The organism is Neoaquamicrobium sediminum (genome assembly GCF_013240295.1).
Classification (GTDB): Bacteria; Pseudomonadota; Alphaproteobacteria; order Rhizobiales; family Rhizobiaceae; genus Aerobium; species Aerobium sediminum.
In genome coordinates, this window is the sequence record NZ_JABETK010000002.1 from 1890162 (window position 1) to 1904935 (window position 14774).

At 63.7% G+C, this 14774-nt stretch carries 15 protein-coding genes and 1 pseudogene; 1 reads left to right on the forward strand and 15 read right to left on the reverse strand.

Going from position 1 to position 14774, the window contains the following annotated elements:
- Positions 1 to 5: 5 nt before the first annotated feature.
- The 15 genes and pseudogenes from HK436_RS21100 to rnk all read right to left on the reverse strand — a co-directional run bounded on the left by HK436_RS21100 (position 6) and on the right by rnk (position 14366).
- A complete protein-coding gene (locus HK436_RS21100) occupies positions 6 to 872 on the reverse strand; it encodes an ABC transporter permease (protein WP_173192891.1) in 867 nt (288 codons plus the stop codon).
- Positions 869 to 1816: an ABC transporter permease gene (locus HK436_RS21105; RefSeq protein ID WP_173192893.1), complete on the reverse strand. Its 948-nt coding sequence runs from the start codon at positions 1814 to 1816 to the stop codon at positions 869 to 871. Before HK436_RS21105 ends, HK436_RS21100 begins: the two co-directional genes overlap by 4 nt.
- Before the next feature lie 60 nt (positions 1817 to 1876).
- On the reverse strand, positions 1877 to 3376 hold the full coding sequence (locus tag HK436_RS21110; RefSeq protein ID WP_173192895.1) for an ABC transporter substrate-binding protein: 1500 nt from the start codon (positions 3374 to 3376) through the stop codon (positions 1877 to 1879).
- 71 nt (positions 3377 to 3447) lie between these two features.
- On the reverse strand, positions 3448 to 4941 hold the full coding sequence (locus tag HK436_RS21115; protein ID WP_173192897.1) for an ABC transporter substrate-binding protein: 1494 nt from the start codon (positions 4939 to 4941) through the stop codon (positions 3448 to 3450).
- Positions 4938 to 6065 (reverse strand): ABC transporter ATP-binding protein, encoded by a 1128-nt coding sequence (locus tag HK436_RS21120; RefSeq protein WP_173192904.1) that lies wholly within the window; start codon positions 6063 to 6065, stop codon positions 4938 to 4940. Before HK436_RS21120 ends, HK436_RS21115 begins: the two co-directional genes overlap by 4 nt.
- Positions 6062 to 7105, reverse strand: a complete 1044-nt coding sequence (locus HK436_RS21125; protein WP_206680553.1) for an ABC transporter ATP-binding protein — start codon at positions 7103 to 7105, stop codon at positions 6062 to 6064. The genes HK436_RS21120 and HK436_RS21125 overlap by 4 nt, the downstream gene beginning before the upstream one ends.
- Complete coding sequence (locus HK436_RS21130) at positions 7102 to 7863, reverse strand: FadR/GntR family transcriptional regulator (RefSeq protein ID WP_206680554.1); 762 nt, start codon at positions 7861 to 7863, stop codon at positions 7102 to 7104. Before HK436_RS21130 ends, HK436_RS21125 begins: the two co-directional genes overlap by 4 nt.
- Positions 7864 to 8035: 172 nt before the next feature.
- A complete protein-coding gene (locus tag HK436_RS21135; protein WP_173192909.1) occupies positions 8036 to 8638 on the reverse strand; it encodes a DsbA family protein in 603 nt (200 codons plus the stop codon).
- Complete coding sequence (locus HK436_RS21140) at positions 8635 to 10005, reverse strand: ATP-binding protein (protein ID WP_173192911.1); 1371 nt, start codon at positions 10003 to 10005, stop codon at positions 8635 to 8637. Before HK436_RS21140 ends, HK436_RS21135 begins: the two co-directional genes overlap by 4 nt.
- Positions 10002 to 10667 (reverse strand): response regulator, encoded by a 666-nt coding sequence (locus HK436_RS21145; RefSeq protein WP_173192913.1) that lies wholly within the window; start codon positions 10665 to 10667, stop codon positions 10002 to 10004. The genes HK436_RS21140 and HK436_RS21145 overlap by 4 nt, the downstream gene beginning before the upstream one ends.
- A 51-nt stretch (positions 10668 to 10718) precedes the next feature.
- On the reverse strand, positions 10719 to 11471 hold the full coding sequence (locus HK436_RS21150) for a L,D-transpeptidase (RefSeq protein ID WP_173192915.1): 753 nt from the start codon (positions 11469 to 11471) through the stop codon (positions 10719 to 10721).
- 379 nt (positions 11472 to 11850) lie between these two features.
- Positions 11851 to 12354 (reverse strand): DUF305 domain-containing protein, encoded by a 504-nt coding sequence (locus HK436_RS21155; protein WP_173192917.1) that lies wholly within the window; start codon positions 12352 to 12354, stop codon positions 11851 to 11853.
- A gap of 98 nt (positions 12355 to 12452) precedes the next feature.
- Positions 12453 to 13199 carry a sulfite exporter TauE/SafE family protein gene (locus tag HK436_RS21160; protein ID WP_173192919.1) on the reverse strand — a complete coding sequence of 249 codons (747 nt, stop codon included), beginning with the start codon at positions 13197 to 13199 and terminating at the stop codon, positions 12453 to 12455.
- 34 nt (positions 13200 to 13233) lie between these two features.
- Positions 13234 to 13773 carry a GreA/GreB family elongation factor gene (locus HK436_RS21165; protein WP_173192921.1) on the reverse strand — a complete coding sequence of 180 codons (540 nt, stop codon included), beginning with the start codon at positions 13771 to 13773 and terminating at the stop codon, positions 13234 to 13236.
- A 156-nt stretch (positions 13774 to 13929) separates the two neighbouring features.
- Positions 13930 to 14366, reverse strand: a pseudogene (gene rnk, locus HK436_RS21170) (nucleoside diphosphate kinase regulator).
- 210 nt (positions 14367 to 14576) lie between these two features.
- Between rnk and HK436_RS21175 the strand changes: the two are divergent.
- Positions 14577 to 14759, forward strand: a complete 183-nt coding sequence (locus tag HK436_RS21175) for a hypothetical protein (RefSeq protein ID WP_173192923.1) — start codon at positions 14577 to 14579, stop codon at positions 14757 to 14759.
- The last annotated feature ends 15 nt before the right edge of the window (positions 14760 to 14774 follow it).

Sequence of the window (14774 nt, forward strand, 5' to 3'; positions counted from 1 at the left end):
TCTGGTCAGTTGTCGCGTGGGTCGAGCGCATCGCGCAGCCCGTCGCCGAGAAGATTGAAGCCGAGCACGACCAGGAAGATCGCGCCGCCGGGGAATATCGACATCCAGGGGGCCTGGGTCATGAAGTTCTTTGCAGTGTTGAGCATCGAACCCCAGGACGGGTTCGGCGGCTGCTGCCCGAGGCCGAGGAAGGAGAGGCTCGCCTCCGCGATGATCGCGGTCGCAATCGTGATCGTTGCCTGCACCACGATCGGCGGCAGCACGTTGGGGAAGATGTAGCGGATGATGATGAGTACGTTCGGCAGGCCGATGGCGCGCGCGCCCTCGACATAATCCTCCGTCTTGACCGCAAGCGTCTGGCCGCGTGTCAGGCGCACGAAGATGGGGGTGGCAGACAGACCGATGGCGATCATCGCATTGGTGAGGCTCGGGCCCAGGAACGCGGCAAGCGCGATGGCCAGGATAAGGAACGGGATGGCCAGCAGCGCCTCGGTAACGCGCGAGATGGTGGCATCCACCCAGCCGCCATAATAACCCGCAAGCAGACCGAACGGCACGCCGACGGCAACCGCGATGGCGACCGATACCACGCCCGCCATCAGCGAAGCGCGCGCGCCATAGAGCATACGCGTGTAGATGTCGCGACCCAGTTCGTCAGTACCCAGCCAGAACTCGGCCGAAGGCGGCTTGCGGATAGATGTGAACGAGGTCGCAAACGGATCGTACCCGGCAAGCAGCGGCGCGAACAACGCGAGCAGGATGAACGTTGCAACGAGCACACCGCCGAATACGGCGCTGCGGTTGGAGAGGAACTTGGTCGCGCTGCGTCCAAGCTTGCGGCGCGGCGCGATGGCTTCTGCCTGGACGCTCATTGCGGATGCCTCAGACGCGGATTGATGAGGATGTAGAGGACGTCGGCAATCAGGTTCATGAAGATGAAGCCGACGGCCGTGCACAAGACGACGCCCTGCACCACGGCATAGTCGCGGGTAAACACGGCGTCCACGATGAGCTTGCCGAAACCGGGAATGGTGAAGACCTGTTCGGTCAGCACGGCGCCGGCCAGCAACTCGCCGAACAGCAGCGTCGAGAGGGTCACAATGGGCATCAGTGCATTGCGCAGCGCATGCTTGAGGATCACCGTCTTCGGCAGCAGGCCCTTCGCCCGCGCTGTCCTGATGTAATCGGAGGTCAGCACGCCGAGCATCGCCGAGCGCGTATGCCGCATCAGATATGCAGCCAGCGCCGTACCAAGCACGAAAGACGGCATCAGCATCGTGCGCAGCGATTGCAGCGGGTCCTCCGTCAGCGGCACGTAGCCGGACGCGGGAAGCAGCCGCCACTGCACGGAGACGATCATGATGAGGATGATGCCTAGCCAGAAATTCGGAATGGACATGCCCGACAACGCGACGGCGTTGGCGGCATAGTCCGTCACCGTCCCTTTCCGCACCGCCGCGATGATGCCGGCCGGAATGCCGATCAGCATCGCCATGATGATCGCCATAACCGCAAGCTGCAGCGTCACCGGCAGCTTCTGCGCAATCAGCGTAGAAACCGGGACGCCGGTGCGCAGCGAATTGCCGAAATCGCCGGTGAGGACGTTGCCGAGCCAGGCGAGGTACTGGACGTGGAACGGATCGTCGAGGCGATACTTTTCGCGCAGGAAGGCAAGCACCTGGGGGTCCCGCTCCTCGCCTGCCATGGTCAGCAGCGGATCGCCCGGCAGTATCTTCTGAAGCCCGAACACGATCAGTGTCACGAGCACCAGCGTGGGGATCGCGACGAAAACGCGCCTGGCGATTATCTTCAGCATCCGGTTTGGCTCACGCAATGCAGGGGCGACGGCGCAGAGGCCGCCGTCGCCCGGTTTCGACTATTCGGCCATCGTCACGCCCTTGAGGCGCAACATGCCGTCCGGATAGGGCTGGAAGCCCTCGACGTTCGAGGCGAGCACGAACGGCCAGGGCTGGTGGTAGACATAGATGATCGGCAGATCGTCCTGCAGGATCGCCTGTGCCTGGTTGTAAAGCGGCAGGCGCGCCTCGGGGTCCGGCGTTTCGCGCGCTTCGTTCAGAAGGCGATCGACCTCCTCGTTGCAGTAATTGGAATCGTTGAGGGTTCCCTCGCAGGTGACGAACTGATGCAGGTTGCCGTCCGGGTCAACGCGACCGGACCAGCCGATCTGTGCCGCCTGGTAGTTGCCGGCCTGCATTTCCTGCTGCATGGCGGCGAACTCGGTCGGCTGAAGGCTGATGTCGAAACCGGCTTCGGTCGCCATGGCCTGAATCAGCTCATTGATCGCCGTGGCTGTCGTGTTGTTGCCGAAGCTGAGCGTGAAGGCGACGCGCTCATGGCCGGCCTCCGCAAGCAGCGCCTTGGCCGCCTCGACGTCGCGGGTGACGACCGGATAGTCGTCGCTGTTGTAGGGGCTCGCCGGCGGGAACGGCTGCTGCGCGGGCTCGAACAGGCCATTGCCCACCACCTCGTTGATGATGTCGCGGCCGATCGCAAGCTGAAGCGCCTGGCGCACGCGCTTGTCAGTGCCGAGCGGGTTGTCGCCGTCACCCTCGCCGCTGGTGTTGATGGTGATGCCCTGATAGCCAAGCCCGGCGATGGGCATGAACTGCAGGTTCTCGTCATCTCTGACGGCCGCTGCATCAGAAGGGTTCAGCCGCTCCAGCATATCGAGGTCGCCGGCACGCAGATTGGCCAGCCGCACGGTCGAATCCGGGATCGGCTGGAAGACAAGCCGCTCGAAATGATAGTCGTCTGCATCCGGATGATTGGCGAACTTTTCCAGCACGATGCGGTCGTTCTGAACGCGACTGACGAACTTGTATGGGCCGGAGCAAACCGGGTTCGTGCCGATGTCGCTCTCGAAAGTGGCCGGAGACAGAAGCATGCCGGCACGATCCGAAAGCTGCGCGAGCAGCGTCGCATCGGGTTGCGCCAGCGTCAGCACTACGGTCGTGGCATCGGGCGCCTCGACACCTGTTACCGAAGTGAGCTCGCTCTTGCGCAGGCTGTCCGGCAGCGTCCGCGCGCGTTCGAGATTTGCAACCACGGCAGCAGCGTCCAGCTTCGTGCCGTCATGGAAGGTCATGTCGTCGCGGATCGTGAAGGTGAGCTTGGTATTGTCTTCGTTCCAGCTCCAGTCGGTGGCGACGCGCGGAACAAATTTCAGCTCGGCATCGACATCGATCAGCTTGTCGCAAAGCGATGCGTAGACGAGGCGGCCGACGAAAGTGCGCGACTTGTGCGGGTCGAGCACATCGGGGTCTTCCTGAAGCCCGATGCGGAACTCCTGCGCCGAAGCAGCACCCGCGGCCAGCAGCATCGTTGTCGTAAGCAAGGATGATAGTAGCAGTTTCATGATGACGTTCCCCTGTTGTGTGTTTTTTGTCAGAAGTTCGGGGAGCCGGCCGGGCCGGTTTCCCAAGAGGCCTATTCGGCCATGGTGACGCCGGCGAGCCGGATCATCCCGTCGGGATATGCGGTGAAGCCCTCGATCGAAGCCTGGTGCACGAACGGCCAGGGCAGATAGAAGAGGTAGATGATCGGCATCTCGTCACGCAGGATTTCCTGCGCCTGATCGTAGAGCGCCTTGCGTTCCGCCTCGCCTGTCACCGTACGCGCTTCGTTAAGCAGCCGGTCGACCTCCTCGTTGCAGTATTTCGCATCGTTGAGACTGCCCTCGCATGTGACGTACTGGTGAATGTTGCCATCCGGATCGACGCGGCCGGACCAGCCCGACTGACCAACCTCGAAGTCGCCAGCCTTGAGCGCGGACTGAAGTGCCGCGAACTCGGTCGGGCGCAGCGTGATGTCGAAACCGGCTTCCGCACCCATCGCCTGCACCAGCTCGAAGACCTGCTGCATGACGGTGTTGTTGCCGAAGGTCAGCTCGAAGGCGACACGCTCGTGTCCCGCCTCGGCAAGCAGCTCCTTGGCCCGCTCGACATTGCGGCCGTCACCGCCAGTCTCGGGGTTGTAGGCAAAGCTTGCCGGTGGGAATGCCTGATAGGCCGGCTGATAGGTGCCGGCGCCGACGACCTCGTTGATCACGTTGCGGTCGATGGCAAGGTCGAGGGCCTGACGGACGCGCTTGTCCTGACCGAGCGGATTATCGGCCCGGTCGCCATTGGCCATGTTGACCTCGATCGCCTGGAAGCCGAGACCGGTGACGGAGGCGAGCTTGATGCTGTCGTCGCCTTCCACGGTTGCGAGATCCGACGGTGCGACGCGCTCGATGATGTCGACGTCGCCCGAGCGCAGATTGGCAAGGCGCACTGTCGTATCCGGAATCGGCACGAAGGTGACCTTGTCGAAGGCATAGGCATCCGCGTTCCAGTGCTCGGCGAACTTCTCCAGCACGATGCGGTCGTTCTGCACCCTCTCGACGAACTTGTAGGGGCCGGAGCAGACCGGGTTCTGGCCGGGGTCGTTTTCAAACGAAGCGGGCGACATCAGCATGCCGGCGCGGTCGGTCAACTGCGCAAGGAACCCGGCGTCCGGCTGCGACAGCGTGATCTGGAGGGTCTGAGCGTCGACCACCGCGATATCCGAGATGGACGCGACCTCGCTTTTGCGCAGGCTCTCCTCATCCGTACGGGCGCGGTCCAGATTGGCCTTCACGGCCTCTGCGTCGATCGGCGCGCCATCGTGGAAAGTGGCACCCTCGCGCAGCGACATGGTCAGCACGGTGCTGTCGTCGTTCCACGACCATTCGGTCGCGATCTGTGGCACGATGGCGAGCTTCTCGTCGATGTCGACCAGCTTGTCGCAAAGCGAGGTGAAGACGATGCGGCCAACGAAAGTGCGCGCGCGATGTGGATCGAGCACGTCCGGATCGTCCTGCAGCGCGATCCGCAGATCGGCCGCCGATGCGGCGCTCGCCATCAGCATCGCGCCCAGTGTCAGTGTCAGCAGTCTTTTCATGTCTGGCCTCCTTGTTGGTTGATGTCCGGTGTCGACGGCTCCGCCTCGCGGCGAGCCTGGAATGTGCGGTAGACTTCGAGGCGACGGCTGAGCGCGGTGTCCGCGCTGTCGTCGGCCCCGATGCCGGGTTCGGCCTCGCCGATCTCGCGCCAGAAATGGCAGGCGACCAGCCGCCCGCCTCCAGCGTCCTCGAGCGCCGGGTGCTCCTGCGCGCAGCGCGGCTGCACATGCGGACAACGCGTGTGGAAGCGGCAGCCGGTCGGCAAGTCCGTGGGATTGGGCACGTCACCCTGCAGCAATTGCGGCGCGACCCTGTCCTTCGGGTCGGGTGCCGGGATGGCCCGAAGCAGCGCCTGCGTATAGGGATGCAGCGGCTTTTCGTAGAGCGGGTCGACCGGCGACATTTCGACGATCTCGCCGAGATACATCACGGCGACGCGATCGCTCATATGGCGGATAACCGCCAGATCGTGCGCGACGATCACCAGTGTCAGGCCGAAGCGTTCCTTCAGATCCTCCAGCAGGTTGATCACCTGCGCCTGGATAGAGACATCGAGCGCCGAGACCGGCTCGTCGCCAATGATGAGCTTCGGCTCGCCCGCCAGTGCGCGGGCAATCCCGATGCGCTGGCGCTGTCCGCCGGAGAACTCATGGGGGTAACGATCGGCATATTCGGGCCGCAGTCCCACAATGCCGAGAAGCTCGGAAACGCGGGCACGCACCGCCGCGCCGCGCGCCAGCCCGTGCAGGCGGATCGGTTCGGCGATGATGTCTCCCACCGTCATACGCGGATTGAGCGATGCGAACGGGTCCTGGAAGATGATCTGCAGGTCGCGCCGCAGGCGGCGCATGTCCCGCGACGGCAGCGACGTGATCGACTGCCCCTCGTAAAGGACGTCACCCTCGCTGGGCTCGATCAGCCGCAGAAGAAGACGGCCGAGTGTCGACTTTCCACAACCGGACTCCCCGACGATGGCGAAGGTCTCGCCACGGCGTATCTGCAGCGAGACATCGTTCACGGCATGCACTGTCGGCGAGGACTCAAACAACCCGCGCCGACCGCCGAAGCGCTTGACGAGGCCACGCGCCTCGAGGATCGGCGCTTCCGCGGTCGCAGCGCTCATTGCCGCGCCTCCATGGTCTGCTCGATGGGCGCATACCAGCAGGCCGCGCTATGCCCGTCGCCGAACGGCACGGTTGGTGGGACCTCATCGTGGCAGCGGCTGTCGGCAAGGGGGCAACGCGGTGCGAAGCGGCAACCTTTCGGCATCAGGTCCAAAGGCGGCACGGCGCCCTTGATGGTTGCGAGCCTGCCCTGTCTGCGCCCGAGCGACGGCACCGAACCGAAAAGCCCGATCGTGTATGGATGCTGGGGATCGCCGAAGATCGCCTCGACCGGGCCGCTTTCGACGATGCGCCCGGCATACATGACAGCCACATCGTCGGCCACCTCCGCGACAACGCCAAGGTCGTGGGTGATGAGGATCATCGCCGTGCCGGTCTCGGCCTGGATCTGACGCACGAGAGCGAGGATCTGCGCCTGGATCGTCACGTCCAGTGCCGTCGTCGGCTCGTCGGCGATCAGCAATTTCGGCCGGTTAGCGAGCGCCATCGCGATCATGACCCGCTGCCGCATGCCTCCGGAAAGCTGGTGCGGGTAGGCATCGAGCCGCTTCTCGGGCGCGGGAATGCGCACCCATTCGAGCATCTTCAGCGCCTCGGCTCGCGCTTCTCCCTTCGAGACGTCGCGATGGCGCATGATGCCCTCGGCGATCTGCTGCCCGACCGTAAACGCCGGATTGAGCGACGTCATCGGCTCCTGGAAAATCATCGCCATTTCGTTGCCGCGCAGGTCCGCGCGGGCCCGCTCCGGCATGGCGAACAGGTTCCGGCCGTTGAACTCCGCGGTTCCCGAGACAATGCGCGCCGGCGGCGACGGCAGCAGCCCCATCAGCGCCAGCGAGGTCACGCTCTTGCCGCAACCGGACTCCCCGACGATGCAGAGCGTCTTGCCAGGTGACACGGAAAAGGAAACGCTTTCGACAAGATTGGTCTCGGCGCCCGCCTTGAAGGTCAACGAGAAATCCTTGACCGCAAGAACAGGCGCCGTGACGGGCGAGACTGACTGCATAGTGCCGTCATCCAGGGCTTGCGGCCGGCTCATGCTCTCGTCCTCACGTTCAGTTCCTCGGCTTCGTCGATCATGGCGTCCATCCGCCCTTCCTCGTCGTCACCCAACGCTATCGACTGAAGGTTGGCGTTGATGGCGTTGAGATGGCGCCGCATCGCACGCTCGGAGGCCGGAGCATCGCGGTCGGCGATCGCCTCGACGATCACCAGATGCTCGCGGAAGGAGCTGTCGCGGCGCTCGTCGTTGCGCGCCCGTGCACGCAGGGCCCGCCAATCCGGCTCGCGACGGATGGTCTGCACTACATCGAACAACGACAGCAGCAGGCCGTTGCGGGCGCATTCTGCGATGCGTCGGTGGAAAGCGCTGTCCCACAGCTCCCAGCCGTCATCGTCGAGCGCGGACGATGTTTTCTGCGCGAGGCGGCGCAGTGCGTCGATGTCTTCCGCCGAGCATCGGATCGCCGCCATGCGCGCGAGCGCCGGTTCGATCTGAAGCCTCGCTTCCATCACTTCAAGCGGATTGGTTCGGTCGGCGAGATTTCCGACGAGCAAAGGCTGGATGGCGGGACGACGTCCGATGAAGGTTCCCTTGCCTTGCCGGCGCCAGACGATTCCTTCGGCCTCGAGCACTTCCATCGCCCGGCGAACGGCCCGGCGCCCCAGCCCCATGGACGACGCCAGGTCGCGCTCCGGCGGCAGCCGCCACTCCACATCGTCGCGATGCTCGCGCACGAGCTGGCGCAGCTTCTCCAGCGCAATAGACGAATTCGATGTCGGCCGTTCAGCCTGCAATCCCACCCCTCCGAGAGGAACCATTTCATGAATTGGTTCCCTTCGTTTATTTTGCCGATCTGGCGGAGTGTCAAGTGAAAGCGGTCAGATGCCCACGTAATCGTTCACAAATGCGTGCGATCCCCGTGGCGAGGACCGGACGAAGGCAATTGAGATGTTGTGGAAGTTGTCGTTAGCCGCGACGGATCGCGGCAACGAGATTGCGCAGTTCGTCCGGTGCAACAGGCCGCCTGTAGAGCGTACTGCCAACGATGAAGCCGGGCGTACCCACCAAAGACAGCGCTCGCGCCTGCGCGTGATTGCGTTCGAGCAACGCGTCTATGGCGGGCAGGTGCACATCGAGCGCGTCCCGCACGGCGCCGACATCCACGCCCGCGTCGCGCATCGCATCGTCTATACGGCGCAATGTCAGGCGCCCCTTGAGCGCCATAACCGCATCATGCGCTTGCGCATAGACGCCGATCGCATTGGCGGCGAGCACCATCCTGGCGGGGTAGAGAACCTCGCCGCCATTGATCGGCCAGTCCTTCATGATCAGGCGAATGCCCCCATCTTCCGCAACGACCCGTTTGAGATGCAGGTGAAGCGCCTTGCAGGTGGGACAGGCATAGTCGAAGAACTCCGCCACCGTGATATCGCCGTCCGGATTGCCGAGCACCGGCAACATCGGATCGAACAGGATATCCGACAGCCCGGGAACCGGCTGCGCAGAAGAGGCACCGGCGGCCATGCACGTTACGCCAGCTACGAGCAGCGTTCTTCTGGTGATCGTCATGGCAACTCCTCTGCCGGCAGCGAGAGAACAGCCCGGAGGCCATGCGGCTCCCGGTTCTCCAGAGACAGGTCGCCTCCCATCCGCGAGACCGCCTCCTTCGCGATCGCCAGGCCGAGCCCGCTGCCTTCCGACGAGCGATGCCGTCCGCGAAAAAACCGATCAGTCGCGCGAGACAACTCGTCTGCGGCAATGCCGGGCCCTTCGTCTTCGACGCAAAGATCCAGACGCCCCTTGCACGCAGAAAGCCGGACGACGATTCTTGCCCCCTGAGGCGAATAGACGATCGCGTTTTCGATCAGGTTTCGAAGCGCCAGAGCCGCCAGCACAGGGTCGATCCGCACCGGCCTGTCGGCATCCAGACCGTCATAGACGACCTCTATCGGCGGCGCTGACGGCAACGACAGATTGCCGGCGATGCGCGCTACCAATTCGCTCGCCCGGACGGCCACCAAGGATGATTGTTCGGCATCAGCCTCCACCGCAGCAAGATCGAGCAACTGGCGAACCAGTCGCGACGTGCGGTCGACACCGGCCGAAATTTGCCGGAGCGCATGGGCATGTACCTCGCCGTCTGCGCTAGCCAGCGCGATCTGCGCCTGTGTCTTGAGCCCGGCGAGCGGGGTCTTCAACTCATGGGCTGCGAAGGCAGTGAAACTCTTCTCGCGGTCCCGCGCATCTGCAACACGTCTGAAAAGACCGTTCAGCGCCTCGACCGCCGGCGCGATCTCCTTCGGCAGTCGTGCTTCGGGCAAGGGGTGCAAATCGTTGGCATCACGTCCTGCCAATGCATGCTCCATATCTTTCAGGGGCGACATGCCGCGCCTCACGCTGAACCAGATCGCGCCGCCGAGAAAAGGCAGAACCAGTGCTGCCGGCGCGACCAGTCCCTTGATGACCTCGCTGACGAGCCGGTCGCGGATGCGGATGCTGTCGCCGACCATCACCCGTACGCCCAGCGCTTCGTTCTCGATCGCGAATACCCGCCAGGTCTCGCCGCCGACGTCTGTTTCGGAAAAGCCCTGCTTCACATCCGTTAGGCGTCCTTGCGGAGCGTGCTCGGACTGACCGACCAGCGTGCCGTCGAGCGACCATATCTGGCAGGAAAGCTGCCTTTCGTATGACTGCGGCTCAACCGCACGCGATTGCGGGCCGCTGGTGCCGTTGCCATCGATGCTGGCCAAAGCCAGATCCACGCGGTGATCGGTCAACAGCGAATCGACCATGCGCGCAGCCTCCATCAGGCGGGCATCCAGTACCCGCTCAAGCTCCGCCTGCGTGCTGAAATAGATCCAGACGACGGCAAGAAACCAGACGAGCCCGGTCGACCCCAGAAGAACGACCAGCAGCCGGGCACGGATCGATCTCATGCACCCTCCTCCGCCAGACGGTAGCCAAGGCCACGCACGGTGCGGATGAAGCCGGCGCCAAGCTTGGCGCGCAGATGGTGCACATGCACCTCGACTGCGTTGCTTTCGACTTCCTCCTGCCAGCCATAAAGGGCTTCCTCGAGCGTATGTTTGGAAACCGTCATGCCAGGGTGTTCCATCAGCGCGCGCAGAACGCCGAACTCGCGGCGCGTGAGCATCAACGGCTCGCCGTTAAGCGACGCGGTCTGACGTGCCGTATCGAGCATGACGCCGCACCATTCGAGCTTCGCAGCCGCGCGGCCCTGCCCGCGACGCGCGACGGCTCGAACCCGTGCTGACAATTCGTCTAGATCGAACGGCTTGCCGACATAGTCATCGGCACCCGCATCCAGGCCGGTGATCCGGTCTGATATTTGGTCGCGCGCGGTCAGAAGCAGCACCGGTGTGGTGTTGCCGCCGCCGCGCATCGAGGCGAGAATGTCGAGGCCGGAGCCGTCGGGCAGCATCAGGTCGAGCACGACGGCATCGTAGGGCTGGGCTGACAGTGCCGCGTCGGCATCTTCGCAGGTCGCGACGGCGTCGACTGTGAAGCCCGCGAGACCAAGCCCTACCGAAAGACCGTCGAGCAGCAGCGCATCATCCTCCACGACGAGAACTCTCAAGATATCGTCTCCAGGGCTTCCCTTATGCCGCACCGCTGCCCGCCGATCCGGTCAGCCGACCAGCAAATGCTCCATGGAGGGGTCGGGTATCACGACAATCGGGCTTCCGTCCCTCACTTCTGCGTGCAGATGGATGATGTCCTGATTGACGAGCCGGATGCACCCCGAAGACACAGCCTTGCCGATGCTCCAGGCCTCGGGCGAACCGTGGACGCGATAGAGCGTATCCTTGCCGCCCTGGTGAATATAAAGCGCCCGCGCTCCCAGCGGGTTTTTCAGACCCGGGTCCATGCCGCCATTGGCGATGCTGTAGGGTTCAAGCGCCGGCTGACGCGCGACCATTTCGTCCGGCGGGGTCCAGCGCGGCCACTCTCGCTTGTAGGCAACGATCGCCGCACCGGCCCACGAAAAACCCTGCCTGCCGACGCCCACACCGTAGCGCGTGGCCCTGCCTCCCGGCTTGACGTGATAGAGATAACGGTTCGGCGTATCGACCACGATCGTGCCCGGCCGGTGCCGCGTCGCATAGTCGACATCGGTTCGCCAATAGCGCCGGTCCATCTTGCTGACATCGACGGCGGGAAGCGGAAACCGTTCCTCCGGCATGGCGAAATACATGGGTGGAACAGAGGGCGCCGGCGGGGGCGCAGGTGAGATCGGCGCCGCCGGCACCGTCGGGCGGGCCGCCACGCATCCCGACGCCAGCAACGCACTCATCCCTGCCAGCACGGCCCGGCGCCCCATCCGCACGGTGGCCGGCGCAATTTTCTGTTCGTCGCCGGAAGATCCAAAATTCCGCGTCATCCGCATACCTCGTCAAGTTCATCGAGGTCGCGCTCAACAACGCCAAGCTTAAGGCTGCCTTAAGTACATGGTTGACGTCGAGAAATGAGGCCGGACCAACCTAGGTTGGGCAGCGATGAGTTCGCCTCATCGCCTCATGACGAATACTCGTTGGAGGTGCCCTCCCCAACCGCGCTATCGTTCAGGTGGCGGAATGGGAATATGCAGCGACAGTGTCCCGCAGCAGCCAGCGCCATGAGAGCGGCTTCGATGAAAGGATGTCGCAATGTTCAGATGGTGGAAGAAGATAAGCACCGCGACGAGCCCACAGACGGCGTTCAACCGGCGCAGGCTCGCCAACACGATGCCCGGCGAAACGGGAGCGCTCGCCGCCAACCGGCTAGGTTGGTTCATCGGTTGAGGCTTGCGGCGGCAAATCCGGAGCATCCTGCGGGATCGGATTTGCCTCTATGTCCGCGATCAGGCGATACATCTCGTCGATCTCGCGAACCTGCGCCTCGATGATACCGTCGGCGAGTTCCCGCACCCGCGGATCGCGTATATGGGCCCTTTCGCTGATCATGATCGCGATGGAGTGGTGCGGGATCATCGCCCGCATGTAGGACACGTCCGAAACGGTCTCCTGGCTCCTGACGAGCCATAGCGAGCCCGCGAAGACGACGACGCTGGCACCGATGATGAGGGCGTTGGCCGTCCTGTTGCGATACATCGACCACATGAAGGCCAACATGATAATCGCCATCGTAGCGCCCATCAGCAGCGCCATCCATGTTCGGGTCTGGCTAAAGGCAACGTGATCCAGGGCATAGGTGTTCAGGTACATCAGCCCGAACATCACCACCGTCGACGTTGCGATCATTGCTGCAAAGCGAGCGTATGACATGGCAGCGGCTCCATCTGGTTGCTTGTCCGACAAGCAACCAACAGCTCAGCGCCGGATAGGTTTCATCACCCGCTGCGCGCTCTAGGGAACGCATTGCGTCAGGCAAACAGTCGCCAGAAGAAGACCGCGCTCATGGCCGCGCCGACGACGATGACCACCGCGCGAACAATCGACCGAGGCAGCGCGCGGGCCAGCGGCGCACCGGCATAGCCGCCCGCCGTGGCAGCCACCATCATCACGAGGGCTTGCGGCCAGGCAACGAGACCCGCCAGCGCGAAGGTCGCTACCGAAATTGCGGATAAAACGAAGGACAGGCCGTTCTTCAAGCCGTTCATGAGGTTGATGTCGCGCATGCCCCACAACGAGAACAGCGCAAGCAGCACAATGCCGAGCCCACCGTTGAAATAGCCGCCGTAGATGGAGACCAGCACGGTGCCCACCGGCCCTTCCGCGGAGCCGAAGCTGTGCCGTTGCGCCCAGTCCCTGATCTTGTCTCCGAACGCGAAGGCAAGGGTAGCGACCGCCAGTAGAAAGGGCACGACCGCTGAGAACGCTTCATTGGAGGAAACCAGCAGCAGCACCGAACCGATCAGCCCGCCAATGGCCGTTGCCGCAACGATCTTGACGAGCCTTGCCCGATCAAAAGTGGCAATTTCCCGCCGAAAACCGGCGGCTCCCGCAAGGTAGCCGGGAAAGACCGCGACGGCACTGGTCGCGTTTGCCGCCACCACCGGCACGCTGGTGTAGACGAGAGCGGGGAACGTCAGAAACGTGCCCCCGCCCGCCACCGTATTGAGCATGCCTGCGAAAAATGCCGCGGCGGCCAGCACCAGATAGTCTGTCATGGATTTCCTCTCCGCCGACTCGCGGCGGCAAAGCCTATGCCGCAGAAGGACCGGGATCGTCAAAACCTTCCGGCCCCACTGGAACGGGCTGGCGCACCGCTCCTCCAGCGGAATGGACGAGCCGCAGCACGGGCCTGCGCGTCGCGGGTCGCGAAAGCCCGCTCATCGCTTCCTTCTCGCGCCGGACAGCCTCGGGCTGGTAAAGGACCTGTTCCAGCATCACGCGGCGCTCCACCCGGTCGGGGTCGGTGAAGCAAAATTCCTGTCCCTCGATCAGGCCGAGCAGCGCCAGTCCGCGCGGATTGCTGATTGGCAGAAAGAGGCCGACCGGAGCAGACATGTTTCCGTCCGAGATAACCCGCGTGTCCCGCTCACCGCCGTTGACGCTGAAATTGACACGGCTGCTGAGCGTCGCGACGTTTGCGGGCACATCGTCGCGAAAGACGACAAGGGCGGAATCGAGCTTTCTTTTCAGAAGCAGCGCAAGCGGGTCCTCGCGCCCGAGACATCGGTCGCGCATCACCTCGAGAATGGTGAAGTCCTTGGTTGTGAGAATGCAGCTCTCGGCCGACATCGCAGTTCTCCATCGCTCCGCCAGAAGGCGGCAAAATTGAAACGAGAGTGGAGAATCCCCTGGCCGCTGACGCGGCACAGGGGCTACGATCCTGCGATGAGGCAGCCTCCGAAAAGCTTGAGGCGGGAGAGAAGCGAAACGCAGTTCATGCCAACGCTAGTTTTCGCTCACGGCATCGACACCAGCCGTGGCAGCCGCTTCGCCAACGCTCTCGACGGTCAGCCGGTGGCTGCGCCCGTCCCGCGATGCCCAATCAATGGATTGCCCGGTCGATAGTCCGATCAGCGCCGCGCCGATCGGCGTAAGGATCGAGATTTTCCCGCGGCGATGTCCGCCTCACCGGGGAAGACGAGCGTGACGGTACGATCCTCGCCCGCATCCGTGGTGAAGCGGAGGGTCGAGCCCATGCGCACGATGTTGTCGCCAAGCCGGCCGTCCGCGACCAGGCGCGCGCGGTCCAGCTCGGCAAAGAGCTGTTCGGCAACGGCGGGGTTGCGCTCGGCGAACGATTCCGCGAGCAGCGACAGCCGCTCATGGTCGGAACGCGTCATGGAGATCGCGGGCTTGCGGTGTTTCTTGTTGTCTGCGGCCATTGCTGGACATCCTGTTGACCGTGTGGCCGCACTTGCATCGGCAAGGGCCTGCGGTCCGTTTAGAAATTGCTGATTTTTTGTCGCGTATCCAGCCTACCGCCCATCAGGCGAAAGCCGATGCCCGCGGCCGGGGCGCGACGCGACCGAGCCGCGGGTCAGTGTCCCGCGATAGGACACACCCGGTAACGGATGGAAATGCGATGCTCGATCTTGCTCATACTGGCAGAGGTGGGCGATCGCCTGGCGAATGTCAAGCCGCACCAGTTGGATGACGAGCGCCGGACATGCCGGGCCGCCTTGCTGGCCAAGCTGTTCAGGCCTTTTACCTCCGGTGTGACAAAGCGCGCGAACCACCTGTTGCGAGTTCGATTTTCCGTTGCGTTTGCCAATTGACAAGGCGCCGGCTCC